Source organism: Sutcliffiella horikoshii, assembly GCF_044809035.1.
GTDB lineage: Bacteria > Bacillota > Bacilli > Bacillales > Bacillaceae_I > Sutcliffiella_A > Sutcliffiella_A horikoshii_G.
Genome location: NZ_CP085237.1, coordinates 2541795 through 2557024 on the forward strand (window position 1 = coordinate 2541795; position 15230 = coordinate 2557024).

The 15230-nt window shown below is 40.7% G+C and carries 20 protein-coding genes; 3 read left to right on the forward strand and 17 right to left on the reverse strand.

From position 1 onward, the window contains the following. Window positions 1–8: 8 nt before the first annotated feature. From spoVAC to LG307_RS13280, 16 genes are all read right to left on the reverse strand, one after another. Entirely contained in the window at window positions 9–467 is a 459-nt protein-coding gene (gene spoVAC / locus LG307_RS13205; protein ID WP_404442657.1) for a stage V sporulation protein AC, read from the reverse strand. A 15-nt stretch (window positions 468–482) separates the two neighbouring features. Next, window positions 483–905, reverse strand: coding sequence for a stage V sporulation protein AB (locus LG307_RS13210; RefSeq protein ID WP_088018611.1), 423 nt, complete (start codon window positions 903–905; stop codon window positions 483–485). Beyond that, the gene (locus LG307_RS13215) at window positions 895–1515 is read right to left on the reverse strand and encodes a stage V sporulation protein AA (protein WP_404442660.1); all 621 of its coding nucleotides are present in this window, start codon (window positions 1513–1515) and stop codon (window positions 895–897) included. The genes LG307_RS13210 and LG307_RS13215 overlap by 11 nt, the downstream gene beginning before the upstream one ends. Window positions 1516–1642: 127 nt before the next feature. Beyond that, on the reverse strand, window positions 1643–2398 hold the full coding sequence (gene sigF, locus LG307_RS13220) for an RNA polymerase sporulation sigma factor SigF (protein ID WP_010194391.1): 756 nt from the start codon (window positions 2396–2398) through the stop codon (window positions 1643–1645). Window positions 2399–2410: 12 nt separating this feature from the next. Continuing rightward, on the reverse strand, window positions 2411–2851 hold the full coding sequence (spoIIAB, locus tag LG307_RS13225) for an anti-sigma F factor (protein ID WP_404442662.1): 441 nt from the start codon (window positions 2849–2851) through the stop codon (window positions 2411–2413). After that, complete coding sequence (gene spoIIAA / locus LG307_RS13230; RefSeq protein WP_060667032.1) at window positions 2851–3201, reverse strand: anti-sigma F factor antagonist; 351 nt, start codon at window positions 3199–3201, stop codon at window positions 2851–2853. The genes spoIIAB and spoIIAA overlap by 1 nt, the downstream gene beginning before the upstream one ends. 131 nt (window positions 3202–3332) lie before the next feature. Beyond that, the gene (locus tag LG307_RS13235; RefSeq protein ID WP_404442665.1) at window positions 3333–4496 is read right to left on the reverse strand and encodes a D-alanyl-D-alanine carboxypeptidase family protein; all 1164 of its coding nucleotides are present in this window, start codon (window positions 4494–4496) and stop codon (window positions 3333–3335) included. Between the two features lie 510 nt (window positions 4497–5006). After that, complete coding sequence (locus LG307_RS13240; protein ID WP_404442668.1) at window positions 5007–6311, reverse strand: pyrimidine-nucleoside phosphorylase; 1305 nt, start codon at window positions 6309–6311, stop codon at window positions 5007–5009. A gap of 189 nt (window positions 6312–6500) precedes the next feature. Next, the gene (locus tag LG307_RS13245; RefSeq protein ID WP_404442670.1) at window positions 6501–7316 is read right to left on the reverse strand and encodes a purine-nucleoside phosphorylase; all 816 of its coding nucleotides are present in this window, start codon (window positions 7314–7316) and stop codon (window positions 6501–6503) included. 13 nt (window positions 7317–7329) lie between these two features. Beyond that, on the reverse strand, window positions 7330–8514 hold the full coding sequence (gene deoB, locus LG307_RS13250; protein WP_404442673.1) for a phosphopentomutase: 1185 nt from the start codon (window positions 8512–8514) through the stop codon (window positions 7330–7332). 220 nt (window positions 8515–8734) lie between these two features. After that, window positions 8735–9625, reverse strand: coding sequence for a site-specific tyrosine recombinase XerD (gene xerD, locus LG307_RS13255; RefSeq protein WP_404442676.1), 891 nt, complete (start codon window positions 9623–9625; stop codon window positions 8735–8737). A gap of 6 nt (window positions 9626–9631) precedes the next feature. Next, window positions 9632–9859, reverse strand: a complete 228-nt coding sequence (locus LG307_RS13260) for a YqzK family protein (protein ID WP_404442679.1) — start codon at window positions 9857–9859, stop codon at window positions 9632–9634. A 135-nt stretch (window positions 9860–9994) separates the two neighbouring features. Continuing rightward, window positions 9995–10462: a Fur family transcriptional regulator gene (locus LG307_RS13265; protein WP_404442682.1), complete on the reverse strand. Its 468-nt coding sequence runs from the start codon at window positions 10460–10462 to the stop codon at window positions 9995–9997. Between the two features lie 110 nt (window positions 10463–10572). Continuing rightward, entirely contained in the window at window positions 10573–11214 is a 642-nt protein-coding gene (gene spoIIM, locus LG307_RS13270) for a stage II sporulation protein M (protein ID WP_404442685.1), read from the reverse strand. A gap of 275 nt (window positions 11215–11489) precedes the next feature. Beyond that, entirely contained in the window at window positions 11490–12656 is a 1167-nt protein-coding gene (locus tag LG307_RS13275) for an endonuclease Q family protein (RefSeq protein ID WP_404442688.1), read from the reverse strand. A gap of 9 nt (window positions 12657–12665) precedes the next feature. After that, window positions 12666–13217, reverse strand: coding sequence for an NUDIX hydrolase (locus tag LG307_RS13280; RefSeq protein ID WP_404450453.1), 552 nt, complete (start codon window positions 13215–13217; stop codon window positions 12666–12668). 73 nt (window positions 13218–13290) lie between these two features. Here LG307_RS13280 and mciZ point away from each other — a divergent pair, with 73 nt between their 5' ends. The 3 genes from mciZ (at window position 13291) to LG307_RS13295 (ending at window position 14875) form a co-directional block, all read left to right on the forward strand. Beyond that, window positions 13291–13422, forward strand: a complete 132-nt coding sequence (gene mciZ / locus LG307_RS13285; RefSeq protein WP_010194366.1) for a Z-ring formation inhibitor MciZ — start codon at window positions 13291–13293, stop codon at window positions 13420–13422. Between the two features lie 114 nt (window positions 13423–13536). Beyond that, on the forward strand, window positions 13537–14397 hold the full coding sequence (locus LG307_RS13290; protein ID WP_404450454.1) for an aldo/keto reductase: 861 nt from the start codon (window positions 13537–13539) through the stop codon (window positions 14395–14397). A gap of 163 nt (window positions 14398–14560) precedes the next feature. Next, on the forward strand, window positions 14561–14875 hold the full coding sequence (locus tag LG307_RS13295) for a hypothetical protein (RefSeq protein WP_404442691.1): 315 nt from the start codon (window positions 14561–14563) through the stop codon (window positions 14873–14875). Window positions 14876–14931: 56 nt separating this feature from the next. Here LG307_RS13295 and LG307_RS13300 read toward each other — a convergent pair whose 3' ends face one another. Further along, window positions 14932–15186 carry a YqkE family protein gene (locus tag LG307_RS13300; RefSeq protein ID WP_404442695.1) on the reverse strand — a complete coding sequence of 85 codons (255 nt, stop codon included), beginning with the start codon at window positions 15184–15186 and terminating at the stop codon, window positions 14932–14934. Window positions 15187–15230: the final 44 nt, after the last annotated feature.

A 15230-nucleotide genomic window follows, 5' to 3' on the forward strand; every position in this document is an offset into this window, starting at 1 on the left:
TTTACCCCCTAACCAGTAAAACTCATATTTAATAAATACCTGATCATCCCTACCACATAGGCAGCCACCACTCCAAATACAATGACGCTTCCAGCAAGCTTAAACATGTTTGTCGCAACACCAAGTACGATTCCTTCACTCCGATGCTCCATTGCCGCACTTGTCATGGAATTTGCAAAACCAGTCACAGGAACCGCTGAACCCGCGCCAGCAAATTGACCAAGTTTATCGTATATGCCAAGGCCTGTTAGCAGGGCGGAAATGAGAACGAGGGTAGCCACAGTAGGGTTTCTCACATTTTCTTCATTAAAATTAAACATGGTCATATAAAAATTTTGAATACCTTGGCCAATTAAACAAATTAGCCCTCCTACAAGAAAAGCCTTCACGCAATTTATTACATAAGGTGTTTTAGGCTGGAACTTCTTGATGTTATTTTTATAATCATCCTTAAGCTTTGCACTCATGATTATCGCGCCTCCCTATAGATTGACAAACACTAACCAATGATATAAAGAACCAATTATCTTTCCGAAAACGATGGCCATTAAAAGAATAGCCATTTGTCCGTCCACTCCGATCCTTTTGGCCAAAATAGGCAACACATTCAATACTTCCGTCAAAGCTGCTGCAAGCAACCCAACAAAAACGCCACAAAACAGCCCGATGGGTATGGCCAAAATAGAAGGAAGATGAAAAGCAACGCTGTTTAAACTTATCCAGCTCCCAAACAATGCTCCCCCTATAACCCCCCATTCATAGCCATACACAAACTTTGTCGTCTTGGTCAACTGAGTCAACCTTGGAATAATGCCCAGCACTGCCAGAAACGCAACAAACCCTGAACCAACCGCAAGTCCCCCTGCCAAACCCAAAAATACGACAAAAACAATATTAATCGTCATCAATTTTTTTCGAGCTCTCCTTGTTTTCATGCATAATGACATATTGGTCAAGATCCTGTTGATAGTTGAACATTTCCACTTCTAGAGGGCTAGGCTCTTCGTTAATCCGTTTACGGAAAACATGATTAAAAAACAATATCATCCCTAAGCCTAAACCAATGGAATAAGGGATCTGGAGAAGCAACGGTTTATCATCCTCAAGGCCGGTGATGGTTTTGAAAATCTTTTGGTGTACAATCCGCATGCTTACATCTTCATGGAAATTCATGATGGCCAAGGCAGCACCTAGAAAAAGTAGCAGCCAAACCCCAACAAAAAACATTGGACGGAATCGCTTTTTCTTATATACCACTTCCACAATTGTCTGCGCTGGTCCAAAGGTTTGAATATCTAATTCTCTGTCTACTTTCCTTATCTCTTTAATCATCCGCATAACATCCAACACCACGATGGATTTATCACTCATGTTTATTTGATGAATAGAAATGTCCCGAATCTTATCCAACGTTTCCGTATCTGCAATCAGCTGTGCCACATCTTCTATTTTTATCATTTGATTTGGACGAGCTTGAATCCGATGACGAAGGCGAACATATAGTGATTTATCCATCTTCCAAACACATCCTGCCAAAAGATATTGTATATGTAGTATGGATTAGTGGGAGATTTACCATGCAAAGGAAAAAAGAACACCAAGAATTACCACGTTTTCTTCAACAAAAAAAACCGCACGGAATTCATTCATCCATACGGTCTTTCATTTGTTGCAGTATTTTCTTTTCCAAACGACTTACCTGTACTTGGGAAATCCCTAAGCGCTGTGCCACTTCGGTTTGAGTTTGATCTTTATAGTAGCGCAAATACACTATTAGTTTCTCCCGCTCATCAAGCTCTTCAATGGCTTCTTTCAAAGCGATCTTATCGAACCAGCGATGCTCGGAATGATCAGCAATCTGATCCAAGAGCGTAATAGGGTCTCCATCATTTTCATAGACAGTTTCATGGATAGAGGAAGGAGCGCGGGCTGCTTCTTGCGCAAGCACCACTTCTTCAGCCGTAATCTCAAGGAATTCTGCTATTTCATTAATGGTCGGTACTCTACCGTATCTTTTGGATAATTCATCTTTTGCTTTTCTGATTTTGTTCGCGACTTCCTTTAACGAGCGGCTCACCTTCACACTTCCATCATCCCTGATGAAGCGTTGGATTTCTCCAATGATCATCGGCACTGCGTAAGTGGAAAATTTTACGTCATAGGACAGGTCGAACTTATCTACTGATTTCAATAGGCCGATACAGCCTATCTGGAACAAGTCGTCTGGCTCATAGCCTCTGTTCATGAAGCGTTGAACGACAGACCAGACAAGACGCATGTTTTTTTGCACAATCGTATCCCTTGCCTCTTGTTCCCCAGATTGACTTCTTTTTATCAGTTCTTTCACTTCATGATCTTTTAGGTATGTTTGTGTTTGGTTCTTGACCTCAACATCCATAGGCTTAGCTCCTTAATTACAAAGCGCTTTGCTCTTAGCTAAATACTTGGTCATACGGATTGAGGTGCCAGTTTCTCTTGATGAATGAATTTCTACATAATCCATAAAGTTTTCCATGATGGTAAACCCCATACCAGAACGCTCGAGCTCAGGCTTAGTAGTATATAACGGCTGTCTAGCTTCCTCTACATCCTCAATTCCCATACCTTCATCCTTGATGGTGATATGGACAGCTCCGTCTTCTAGTTCAACAGAGATGTATACAGTGGCATTAGGGTCATTGTTATAACCATGAATGATTGCATTTGTTACTCCCTCTGATACGACTGTCTTGATCTCAGTCAACTCATCCATGGTTGGGTCCAATTGCATGATGAAAGCAGCTACCGTCACCCTTGCGAACGATTCATTTTGACTAAGTGCTGAAAATTGAAGGTTCATGTGGTTTTTCATTATGCCACCCCCAATTTTTGCAGAGCGTTTTCTTCACTTTCCTCTAAACGGATAATTTTAAATAGCCCGGACATTTCAAACAGACGTTTAACAGCAGGTGAAATAGAACAAACCACCATTTCTCCACCATTATTTTTAATTTGCTTATAACGACCCAAAATGACACCGAGCCCTGAGCTGTCCATGAAAGACAACTGTTCCAAATTTAAAATAATATGAGTAATCTGATGTTTTTCAATTATTGCTGTTGCTTGATTACGTAAATTTTCAGCAGTATGGTGATCCAATTCTCCTGCCAAACGTACGCAAAGAACGTTTTGTTTTACTTCCAAATCAACGGTAAGACTCACTGCACTTTCCCCCTTGTGGAAACTTTGTTCAGTGAGTCAATTTCTATATTCTTTTTCCGTTTTCCTGCCTAAAGACAAAACTAGTGTTTATTCGCTAAAAAAACAGGTTATATTTTAGAAACTACTTGAAATCATCCAAGCTTGGAGAAGTGTCCCATAGACCGCTTGAAAAGCTGCCACCAACTTGCTTCCATACTGTCTTTCGCAGCAACAAGGTCACTTTCTGAAAGAACCTTTCCGCCTTTTTTCAGAACAATCTTACCTACTTTATCTCCCTTTTTAACTGGAGCCTTCACATTTTCTTCTACAGTGATTTCTTGTTCCACATCATCTGTATTTTCACCTTTTTTTGTTAAAACAGAAATAGGTTCACTCGTAACTGCATCTACTTCTTTTTCAGAGCCTTTACTTATTTCCACTCTGCCTACCGCTACGTTTCTTTCATACATAGGATGGGTTTTGTATTGACTGAATGCAAAATCCAGCATATTAGTAATTTGAGCATTTCGATCTTTCGGTGTTGGTGCACCGAATACAACAGCGATCACACGCATATTGTCTTTCTTCGCAGTAGCGGTTAAGCAATATTTTGCTTCTTGTGTGAATCCTGTTTTCACTCCATCCACACCAGGATAGAATCTGACCAGCTTATTTGTATTCACCAACCAGAATTTCTTTTCCGAATCTTGTCGGAGATAGTCTTCATATTGGCCTGTATATTTGGTTATGCCTTCATATTTCAACAATTCTTTTGCCATCACAGCCATGTCATTGGCCGTGCTATAATGATTCTTTGCCGGCAAGCCTGTTGGGTTTTGGAACATGGTATTTTCAAGGCCCAGATCTTTTGCTTTAGCATTCATTCTATCTACGAATGCAGCTTCAGATCCTGCGATACGTTCTGCCATGGCAACAGATGCATCATTTCCAGAAGCAATCGCAATACCGCGTAGCATTTCGTCTGTTGTCATTTCTTCACCAGGTTCAAGAAAGATTTGCGATCCTCCCATAGAGGCTGCATATTCACTCGTCCTGATTTTTTCATCCCACGTTAGTTCCCCTTTATCAATGGCTTCCATGATTAAGAGCATCGTCATGATTTTCGTCATACTCGCCGGAGGCAATTTTTCGTGTCCGTTTTTCTCATACAACACTTGACCCGTGTCGCGTTCAATCAATATTGCAGATCTAGCATTTTCAGTAAGTTGAACACTTTTTTCTTCCGCCCCTGCAACAGGACTAAATGCGGAAAAAGTAAAAGCAATTGCAATTATTGCGGTAATAAACTTTTTCATCCTTAGACCTCCATTCATATTCCTACTTCACATTTTTTCCAAAAAGATTAAATTTATACTAAGTTTTGGTAATGGAGGGAAATAATTTTATCAAAATAAAAAAGTACTTAACCTCGGGAAACTGCAAAGATGCAATAATGGCCACCTTGCCTTTTCGCTTCATCTTCTGTCGAATTAAGACTTCTCTTGATTTATTTGCTTGTCACCGAGGTCTTCATTACGCCGATGAGGACTTCTCTCCTCCTTTTTGCTTGTTACCGAGGTCTTCACCATGGCGATGAAGACTTCTCTCCTCCTTTTTCTTTGTCACCGAGGTCTTCATACTGATCATGAGGACCTCTCTCCTCCTTTTTCCTTGTCACTGAGGTCTTCACCATGGCGATGAAGAATTAGCATGAGGACAGTCTCCACAATTCGATTATTTAATAATTTCCTGGTGTATATAAAATGGACTTTGACACAAAAAACAGCCCCACCAAAATGGCAGGGCTGCTATTAACGCAATCAATCTTATTCAGAAATCGTATCATATACAAGCGGCGGAACCTTAACGTCACCATTTACCACTTTAATGCTCTCATATAATGCTTCTTTTACTTTTGTAAGATCTTCTTGGTTACTGTGGATTGTGGCAAGGGATTCGCCTGCTTCTACTTTATCACCAATCTTTTTGCGTAGAACAATTCCTACTGCAAGATCAATTTCAGAGTCTTTTGTCGCACGACCAGCACCAAGTAACATAGCTGCTGTACCAACAGAATCAGCCACGATTTCAGAAACTACACCAGCTTCTTTTGCTTCAAGCTCCACCACATGCTTTGCTTGAGGCAATTTCTCCGGATTATCTACAACAGAAGCGTCTCCACCTTGTGCTTCCAAGAATGTTTTTAACGTTTCAATTGCAGCTCCAGAACGGATTACTTCTTCTAACATGCCGCGAGCTTCTTCCAATGTAGAAGCTTTTTCTGCTAAAAGAACCATGTAGCTACCTAGTTCTAAGCATAGCTCCTCTAAATCTTTTGGACCTTCTCCACGCAAAGTGTCGATTGCCTCTTTAATTTCTAATGCATTACCGATGGCAAAGCCAAGTGGCTGGCTCATATCTGAGATTACAGCCATTGTTCTGCGTCCAACATTGTTCCCGATATCAACCATTGCTTTCGCGAGTTTTTTTGCTTCATCCAAGTCTTTCATGAATGCGCCAGCACCAGTTTTTACATCCAGTACAATTGCGTCTGCTCCAGCGGCAATCTTTTTACTCATGATGGAGCTTGCAATTAACGGAATGCTGTTTACAGTTGCTGTTACATCACGTAAAGCATAAAGCTTCTTGTCCGCCGGGGTTAAGTTACCACTTTGCCCGATAACTGCAACTTTATTTTTGTTTACATAGTCGATGAATTCTTGATTGTCGATTTCCACGTGGAAACCTGGAACAGATTCAAGTTTATCGATTGTTCCACCAGTGTGACCAAGACCGCGGCCACTCATTTTAGCAACAGGAACTCCAACAGCCGCTACAAGTGGTGCCAACACTAATGTTGTTGTGTCTCCAACTCCGCCTGTACTGTGCTTATCAACCTTGATTCCTTCAATTGCAGATAGGTCGATTGTGTCTCCAGAGTGTACCATTGCCATTGTTAAGTCAGCACGTTCTTGGTCACTCATTCCTTGGAAGAAAATTGCCATGGAGAAAGCGCTCATTTGATAATCAGGAATGGATCCGTCTGTGAATCCTTTTACGATGAATTGGATTTCGTCTGTCGTTAGTTCTTTTCCGTCACGTTTCTTTTGTATAAGGTCTACCATTCTCATTCCGAAACACCTCTTATTTTCTGTAAAATAGATACCATAAAACACCGGTGTTGATTTCCGCACCGGACTGCGCTTTCCACGGGGCGATGCTTGAGCCTCCTCACAACGCTTCAGGGGTCTCAAGCTACCGCTACCTCCCGTCGGAGTCTTCGTCCTGTGCTACAATCAACAGCTAATATATTCTCTTAATTACATACCTTTAACAATTGTTTTAACAAATTGAAGGAAGTTTGCTTTTACCATTTCTGTTGTTTCCATTACTTCATCATGTGTTAATGGCTGGTCAAGGATTCCTGCTGCCATGTTTGAGATGCAAGAGATTCCAAGTACTTTCATGCCGCTATGACGGGCAATGATAACTTCCGGAACCGTGGACATACCAACTGCGTCTCCTCCAAGCGTTCGAAGCATTCTTACTTCTGCAGGTGTTTCATAGGAAGGGCCTGTGTTCCCAACATAAACGCCCTCTTGTACCTTTAAGCCTATTTCTGTTGCAACGTCTTTAGCCAATTTACGAAGTTCTTTGCAATATGGCTCAGACATATCAGGGAAACGAGCTCCAAGCTCATTGTTATTTGGTCCGATTAGCGGATTAGTTCCCATATTGTTGATGTGATCAGTAAGAATCATTAAATCACCTGCTTCGAAGCTTTCGTTCACTCCTCCGGCAGCATTAGTAACAATCAATTTTTCCACACCCAAATACTTCATTACACGTACTGGGAATGTTACTTTATCCATTGCATACCCTTCATAAAAGTGGAAGCGTCCTTGCATGGCAATAACAGTTTTTCCTTCTAATTCACCAATAACAAGTTGACCTGCATGACCTTCTACAGTAGACACAGGGAATTCGGGAATCTCTGTGTAAGGGATTACTACAGGGTTTTGGATTTCTTCTGCTAACACACCAAGTCCAGACCCAAGAATTAGGCCGATTTCTGGTTTCTTTGACAATTTTGCATTAATATATTCAGCTGATTTTTTAATAGCTTCTAAGTTCATTTAATCATTCCTCCTAGTTCAAATCTTGTAAAAAGCTTTTTCCGTGCTTAGGCATTTTTGTATTAAAGTTATCTGCAATCGTAGCCCCAATATCGGCAAATGTTTTACGGATATCCAACTGCTTACCTTCTTTATGTTTAGGGGAGTATGCTAATAACGGTACATACTCTCTTGTGTGATCTGTTCCAGGCGCTGTTGGGTCATTACCATGGTCGGCTGTAATGATTAAAAGATCATCTTCGTTTAAGTTTGCAAATACTTCAGGAAGGCGAGCATCATATTCTTCCAATGCTTTTCCATATCCCTCAGGATCTCTTCTATGACCAAATACAGCATCAAAATCAACAAGGTTCAAGAAACTGATACCTGTAAAGTTCATAGCTGTTGTTTCCACCAATTTGTCCATTCCGTCCATGTTAGAAACAGTGCGCAGTGATTTTGTCACTCCTTCACCATCATAGATATCGGATATCTTACCAATGGAAATTACATCATACCCACCGTCTTTAAGTTCATTCATAACTGTTCGCTCAAATGGTTTTAATGCATAATCATGGCGGTTGGACGTACGCTTCCAGTTACCTGCTTCTCCAACAAAAGGACGAGCGATGATACGGCCTACCATGTACTTTTCGTCTAATGTTAATTCACGCGCAATTTTACAAATATCATATAGTTCCTCGATAGGAACAACATCTTCATGTGCTGCAATTTGAAGGACAGAATCTGCAGAAGTATAAACAATCAACGCCCCTGTATCTACGTGTTCTTGACCAAGTTGATCAAGAATTTCCGTTCCGCTGGCAGGAATGTTACCGATGATCTTTCGGCTTGTTCGCTCTTCTAGTTCGTTGATAAGCTCATCTGGAAATCCGTCGGGGAATACACGGAAAGGTGTATCAATACGCAAGCCCATGATCTCCCAATGTCCTGTCATGGTGTCTTTTCCGCTTGAAGCCTCTTCCATTTTTGTATAACATGCAAGGGGTTTGTCAGCTTTAGGAACACCTTTCACTTCTTCAATATTACTAAGCCCAAGCTTTGCCATATTCGGCATGTTCAGCCCGTTCATGTGCTCTGCGATATGGCCTAATGTATTAGCCCCTTTATCACCAAATTTTTCAGCATCTGGCGCTTCGCCGATTCCAACAGAATCCATTACAACTAGAAATACTCTTTTATATGTATAAGAACTCATTTTCATAACCTCCCATAAACTTTCAATCTGAATTCACCTCTTGTATTTTCCCCTTTTTCACATAGGATAGTCATACAAGTACACACTTCCACTTGTCAGAAGTCTGACCTCTGATACCAGTATAAACAAGCGCTTTCAAAGTTGCAATTAAAATGATAAAAAAAGACTGTTCAGATAGTTCGAACAGCCTCTTTTTCTGTTCCCGCAATCAATAGTATCATTATGCTCTTGGGTGAAACATGGAATAAACATCTTTCATGCGGGTTTTCGTGACATGTGTGTATATTTGAGTGGTAGAAATGTCGGCATGTCCAAGCATTTCTTGAACAGCACGAAGATCTGCCCCGTTTTCTAACAAATGCGTGGCGAAAGAATGTCGCAACGTATGCGGTGTTAATTCTTTTTCAATACTGGCTTCCTTCGTCAACTTTTTTAATATTTTCCAAAAGCCCTGCCTTGTCAGACGGTTGCCATAAAGATTCACAAATAAAGCATCGGTTGTTTTCTTTTTCAACAGTTGACTCCGGCTTTCTTCTATATAATTGGTGATGGCACTTTGAGCCATGGAACCAAGCGGAATAATTCTTTCTTTGTTTCCTTTCCCAATACAACGAACAAACCCCATGGTTAAATGGACATCACTAAGATTTAGCGATATTAGCTCAGAGACGCGCATTCCTGTTGCATATAGAAGCTCTAGCATCGCTTTATCGCGCATTCCGAACACTTTGCTAGTATCAGGTGAATCTAACAAAGCCTGCACTTCTTCCAATGACATCACCTGCGGAAGCTTTTGCTCTTGTTTAGGACGGTCAATATGTACAGTAGGATCTTGGTTTGTAACCTTTTCCCGTAGCAGAAATTGATGAAATGAGCGGATCGAGGCGATGTGTCTGGCAATTGTTTTGGCCGATTTCCCTTTTTCAGTGAGAAATTTCAAAAACTGAATAATGGTAGAACGTGTTACTGCATCCAACGACGACATTTCCTCTACCTTATTTAAATAGAGCAAATAAGATTTCAGATCTCGCTCGTAGGAAATCACAGTATTAGACGCCAATCCTTTTTCGACTACTAAAAAATGAATAAAATCTTTTAAATGATCCTGCAATACCCTCTACTCCCCGTAATGATAAAAGAACACCAAGCGCTGCAACCAGCCCTCATCCCTTTCTTCTATCATTTTTGTCACTTTCACCGCCGCCCCCTCAGGCTCATCATAACGGTGATAATTCTGATATTCTTGATTAATCCACATGATTCCAAAGTAAAATAAAACCGTGCAACCGGTGAATAAAATAAACACTTTAAATGTATTATAGCATGAATCTATGATATTCTTCATAAAAGCCAACCTCCAACTATGCAAGTTATTACATTAAACTTGTCTTATTAGAAGGTATGACAAATTAAAGCGGAATTATACCTGTGAATCAAAAATTCAAAAATAAAAACCTTTTCCGTGTTTGTCGGAAAAGGCTTATGTACTTTCTTCTTCAGTTTGGTTTTCGGTATCTTGGCATCGATGGCAAACTCCATGAAAAGTCAAACGGTGATCTTTTATTTGGAAGTTCCAATCACGCTCTACAATTGCTTCTACATCTTCTAATAAATCGTCTTGGATCTCATCTACCGCTCCACACTCGATACAAACCAAGTGATGATGGAAATGCTTTGCACCTTCTTGACGCAGGTCATAGCGAGATACTCCGTCGCCAAAATTTATTTTATCGACAATTTTCAGTTCCGTTAGTAATTCCAAAGTTCGATATACAGTAGCCAGTCCAATTTCAGGTGACTTTTCTTTAACGAGGAGGTATACATCTTCCGCGCTCAAATGGTCCTCTTCATGTTCCAGCAAGACTCGAACTGTTGATTCTCGCTGAGGAGTTAGCTTATAGCTTGCGGAGTGCAGTAGCTTTTTTATGCGATCTATCCTGTTTTCCATATTCGTTCCCTCCCTCGCTTTACCTTTTCATTTTATCGAAAGCGCGGGAAACTGTCAAAGAAAAAAATAATGATTATAAATAAGCATAAATAATAATTATTAAATAATGTTCATTCTAAAATGGATATGACCGACTTCATAAATACCGGTGAAGCTAGGGCTTCAATTAAGGAAGCACCAACGAGCAGCAAGCAGATGAATCCCATCGCAACCGTGTACTTCATAAACTGCTGAAAAAACGGTTCTTGAATTCTTTTCACAAATTGCTGTCTGATCATTTTCAAGGAAAATGCCACAGATAAGGTACCAATGATAATGTACGCTGGAATAGCTATCATATTCTGAGGTAGAATGGCAACGAAGGAAAACAGGAAGCCTTTCCAGCTTAGTTGATTCACTAAAAATCCAACAGTGAATCCCACTACCACCCCCTTTAAAAACAGCAGGATTAGGATAACCGGCAGTCCGATAATAGAAATCCCAAGCACCCACATTAGAAGCACATATTTAATATTATGAAAATAACTTTGAAAGAAAATGTCTTTCGAACTTGCAAACTGTCCTTCTTCCACCTGTCCAAAGAAACGGCTCAAATAAACGAACAGATCCTGTTTTTGCGAAAAGTTCATGCTATTGACCACAATGGCCCCGAATATCACTCCCATAAAAAAAAGCACCACTATAAACAGATATAGAGAGGAGTGTTCTTTTATATGCCCTAGTAAAATACTAAACCGCGACTGTTTTTTCATCCCTCTTCCTCCTATCACTCTCTTACTAGATTGTATGATAGAGGAGGAGAAGTATGACTTGTTTTAGGGGAGAAATTTATGTTAGGTGTGGTTAGGTTGGGTTGGGTTGATGAACAGGGTGAATTGTGTGACGACCGTGTTGTGCACTTTTCCCTGCCTGAGGGCGTCTTTGCCACTCTATGACCACCATGCTATGCACTTTTCCCTTACGAAGGCGTCATTGGTGCTCCAGACGAACCCTTATATCAATCTCCCCAATTTAAAATTACACCGCCTCATTCATCACTTACCTTACCAAACCTGCCCCCACCGCCGGCTTTAAATGCCAACCTTCCGCTTCTGGCAGCAACAATCAGAGACGCGACCTTCTCCCCGACAACTTCCACTAATTCTTCGTGACTTGCTTCATGCAGAATGCCCATCTCGGTTCCAAAAACTCCCCGTAACTTCATCAAAGTTTTCGGCCCTACACCTGGTATGAAGTCCAAAGGGACCTGATGTATATACGGCGGGCGTTGTCTCAAGGGCCCTTCGTTATCAGCGAGCTCCTCAATCCGATCAAACACACCTTTAACAAATTTGCTATGTTGGCAATTAGTACAATCAACTTCCCCCTGTATAAATGGAGAATAGCACTTTTCACAAACTGTCGTATAATACTTACCTAGCTGCGGGCTCAATCCGTAATTACTAACCACTCCTCGCCCATCCACTTCCTTTAATGCAAGGCGCAACTCCTCAAAGCTCGGTTCCTTCATGCGTATCTTTTGGTACTCCCTCGCAATCTTGCCGACTGAATGGGCATCGGAATTAGAAAGGAAAGCGTACTTCCCCAATTCGCCCAATTTCTCTGCCATAGATGTATCCGCACTTAACCCAAGCTCTATTGCATCAATCAAGTCTCGGTCAAATACTTCGGATAAACTTTTTCTCACACCCTTGCCATACATACTTTTAAAAGGTGTAAAAACATGGGCTGGGATGAATAATCCATCTAACCTCTTTACCTCACGCTGAACTTCCACTGCATTCTCATACACACGCTGAGTCGACAGAGTCACATTTTTCATTCGCATGCTTAGCCAGTTTGAGAACTCAACCATCTTCTCCACCGTCTTCATATAACAGAGTACATGAATTAAGCCCCGACAGTTCTCATCATAGATTTCAATTTCCGCACCAAGGATCAATGAAATATCTCCCATGCGCACACCGCCATCTACGAGCTCCTTCAACTCACCGGTCGCAATACGGTTCCTAAGACCGATAAGCACTTCCGGCACATGGCAATCAATGACACCGACCATGTCTAATCCTTTACGAAAACGGGCCTCTTCCAAAACAGCCTCCAATGTCAATTTATTGGAGGCTGTGATTTTTACCGGCTTGCCACTGACTGTCCGGCCCAGATGTATATGTAAATCTACAAAATAATCTTGCATGCCCGTCCCCTACTTTCGAAGCAAAGTTTGCAACTGCAAATACTGCACGGCATAAGCAGTTTTCGCATCATAGATTTCTTTCTTTTGTATAAGTTCGAGTGCCTCATCTAGCGATACTTCCATTAAATCCACAAATTCATCCTCATCTAAGTGATGTTCTTCCGTGTCTTTTCGCAACCCCTTTGCAATGAATAAGTGTACCAATTCATCTGCGAAACCTGGTGAAGTATAGAAAGAAATCAATGGTTCCAACTCATCACATGTATAACCAGTTTCCTCCTGAAGTTCTCTTTTTGCAGTAACGATTGGCTCCTCACCTTTTTCTAGTTTACCCGCAGGAATCTCCACCAACGTACGTTCCATAGCCTTTCGATATTGGCGAACCATGATAATCTTATTCTCTTCTGTAACAGCAATTACTGCCACTGCACCAGGGTGTTTAATAATCTCTCTCTTACTTGTTTTACCGTTTGGAAGTTCCACATCTTCTAAATATAAATCAATGATTTTTCCTGAAAATAATTTCTCACTATGTATAGTTTTTTCTTTTAAATGATTCATGCCGACCGCTCCTTGTTCTGTAGTCATCCATTTCTTCATACATTCTACCATACTAGGGTTAGGAGGGAGCAAATTGAAGGTCTATGTCCGCCCAAACAATATCGTATTGGTAGGAAAGGCTTGGGAAATCCGTAACAAGCTTAGGGAATATTCCCTTCATCACGTGTATGTAAAAACATGGATAAACGCCCTAAAAGATGAATGATTTGTAGCAGAACCCTCCTTTTCGGTAAAATGAGAAAAAGGAGGGTTTTTCTTGTTACCTAAAAACCGACTTGGCAAATCAGATTTATATGTAAGCAAATTAGGACTTGGTTGTATGTCCCTTGGTACGGAAGAAACTAAAGCAATAGATATTGTGAAAAAAGCGCTTGATTTAGGTATCAATTATTTAGATACTGCAGATCTATACGATTTTGGACAGAATGAGGAACTGGTAGGAAAAGCGTTAAAAGGGCAACGTGACAAGGTCGTGCTTGCCACAAAAGCTGGAAACAAATGGACAGAAGGAAAGGAAGGATGGGAATGGGATCCTTCTAAACAGCATATTCAAACAGCAATAAAAGATAGCCTGCGCCGCCTTCAAACAGATTACATCGATTTATATCAGCTTCACGGTGGTACGATAGACGATCCGACCGAAGAAACGATTGAGGCATTTGAGGAGTTAAAAAAAGAGGGATACATCCGTGAATACGGGATATCTTCTATTAGACCGAACGTTATTAAGCGATTTGTAGAAAACTCCTCGGTAGTATCGGTAATGATGCAATATAGCATGCTGGATACACGGCCAGAAGAGTGGTTAAATTACTTACACGAAAATCAAGTGAGTGTAATAGCTCGGGGTCCACTGGCCAAAGGATTACTGTCCGACAATGGACTTAATAAGCTTCAAGGCAAATTTAAAGGAAAAGATTTTTTTGACTATAGTCACGAGGAGTTGGAAAATCTCTTACCAAAACTATTGGATGTTGCTGGTGAGAAGCCACTTCAAACAACTGCTTTCCACTATTGTTTGGCACACCCTGCCGTTGCAGCAGTTATTCCTGGTGCAAGCTCCATTGAACAATTGGAGGCGAACGTCCATGCCATGGAGAAAGATGCACTTTCAGAAGAAGAGTACGCAACAATAAAAGAAATCGTCAAGCAGTCTACTTACGACTCACATCGCAGCTAACATCAAGCAGTCTCCCACTTAGGGAAACTGCTTTTTTAAATTCTAGGAAGCCTTTTGCGGAGATCAACAGCGGTGTTTGGCTGATCTTTAATTTCAAGAATTTGAAACTTATTCCATTTTGAAACGTAGAATAATCTATCTAAGTACCGAAGGGGGAAACTTGATGATTAAATACCTTATTACACTAATCATTGTCTTAGCAGTAGAAATCGGAATCCTACTCGGAATCTCCACCTACTTTGACTTTAACCTCTTAAGCACCATGTTTTTCGGTTCGCTTGCCTTTGTCTTCCTTGCATTCTTCACTAGCTCCTCAGGAGACATTTTCACCAAAAATTCAGAAGCAGCCGTTTTTGATTCCATGGCTGGACGTTACACCCCGCAACAACAAAAACCAACATTACATATCGGTCCATTTTTGCTTGGATCCCTGCTATGTTTGGCCGTCTATTTCATCATGGCTTTTTACCTCTCATAAAAAAGAGAGAATGGTCATGTTAGCAGGCCATTCTCTCTTTCCTTTTCTCTCCATTCTTACTTGAATTCTTTCCAATTTTGATTACTTTCTTCAAACAGTTCTTCAAACGATTTATTCTTCTCTTTTAATCGTTTTTCTTCTTTTTTTCTTTCATCTTCTTCCGCTTTTTGTTTTTGTTCTGTTTGAACAAGTTGGTCCTTCATTGATTTCAATTTCGAATAAACATCCCCCTCTAACTGATCTTTTAATGATACTTTCTCTTCCTTTTTATTCGTCAAAGGCCTTAGATTATTCTTATGCTTTTTCTTCACGGCATGTACACTCCCATAAACACATTTTTTAGTAGTATAGCAAA

Bases quoted from the DNA above. Each gene is read 5' to 3' on its own strand.
- LG307_RS13215 (WP_404442660.1), bottom strand. From the start codon at position 1,515: ATGGATAAATCACTATATGTTCGCCTTCGTCATCGGATTCAAGCTCGT.
- LG307_RS13280 (WP_404450453.1), bottom strand. From the start codon at position 13,217: ATGAATCATTTAAAAGAAAAAACTATACATAGTGAGAAATTATTTTCA.
- LG307_RS13295 (WP_404442691.1), top strand. From the start codon at position 14,561: ATGATTAAATACCTTATTACACTAATCATTGTCTTAGCAGTAGAAATC.
- LG307_RS13275 (WP_404442688.1), bottom strand. From the start codon at position 12,656: ATGCAAGATTATTTTGTAGATTTACATATACATCTGGGCCGGACAGTC.
- LG307_RS13265 (WP_404442682.1), bottom strand. From the start codon at position 10,462: ATGGAAAACAGGATAGATCGCATAAAAAAGCTACTGCACTCCGCAAGC.
- spoIIAB (WP_404442662.1), bottom strand. From the start codon at position 2,851: ATGAAAAACCACATGAACCTTCAATTTTCAGCACTTAGTCAAAATGAA.
- LG307_RS13240 (WP_404442668.1), bottom strand. From the start codon at position 6,311: ATGAGAATGGTAGACCTTATACAAAAGAAACGTGACGGAAAAGAACTA.
- LG307_RS13260 (WP_404442679.1), bottom strand. From the start codon at position 9,859: ATGAAGAATATCATAGATTCATGCTATAATACATTTAAAGTGTTTATT.
- LG307_RS13235 (WP_404442665.1), bottom strand. From the start codon at position 4,496: ATGAAAAAGTTTATTACCGCAATAATTGCAATTGCTTTTACTTTTTCC.
- deoB (WP_404442673.1), bottom strand. From the start codon at position 8,514: ATGAGTTCTTATACATATAAAAGAGTATTTCTAGTTGTAATGGATTCT.
- spoIIM (WP_404442685.1), bottom strand. From the start codon at position 11,214: ATGAAAAAACAGTCGCGGTTTAGTATTTTACTAGGGCATATAAAAGAA.
- LG307_RS13290 (WP_404450454.1), top strand. From the start codon at position 13,537: ATGTCCCTTGGTACGGAAGAAACTAAAGCAATAGATATTGTGAAAAAA.
- spoVAC (WP_404442657.1), bottom strand. From the start codon at position 467: ATGAGTGCAAAGCTTAAGGATGATTATAAAAATAACATCAAGAAGTTC.
- LG307_RS13210 (WP_088018611.1), bottom strand. From the start codon at position 905: ATGACGATTAATATTGTTTTTGTCGTATTTTTGGGTTTGGCAGGGGGA.
- sigF (WP_010194391.1), bottom strand. From the start codon at position 2,398: ATGGATGTTGAGGTCAAGAACCAAACACAAACATACCTAAAAGATCAT.
- LG307_RS13245 (WP_404442670.1), bottom strand. From the start codon at position 7,316: ATGAACTTAGAAGCTATTAAAAAATCAGCTGAATATATTAATGCAAAA.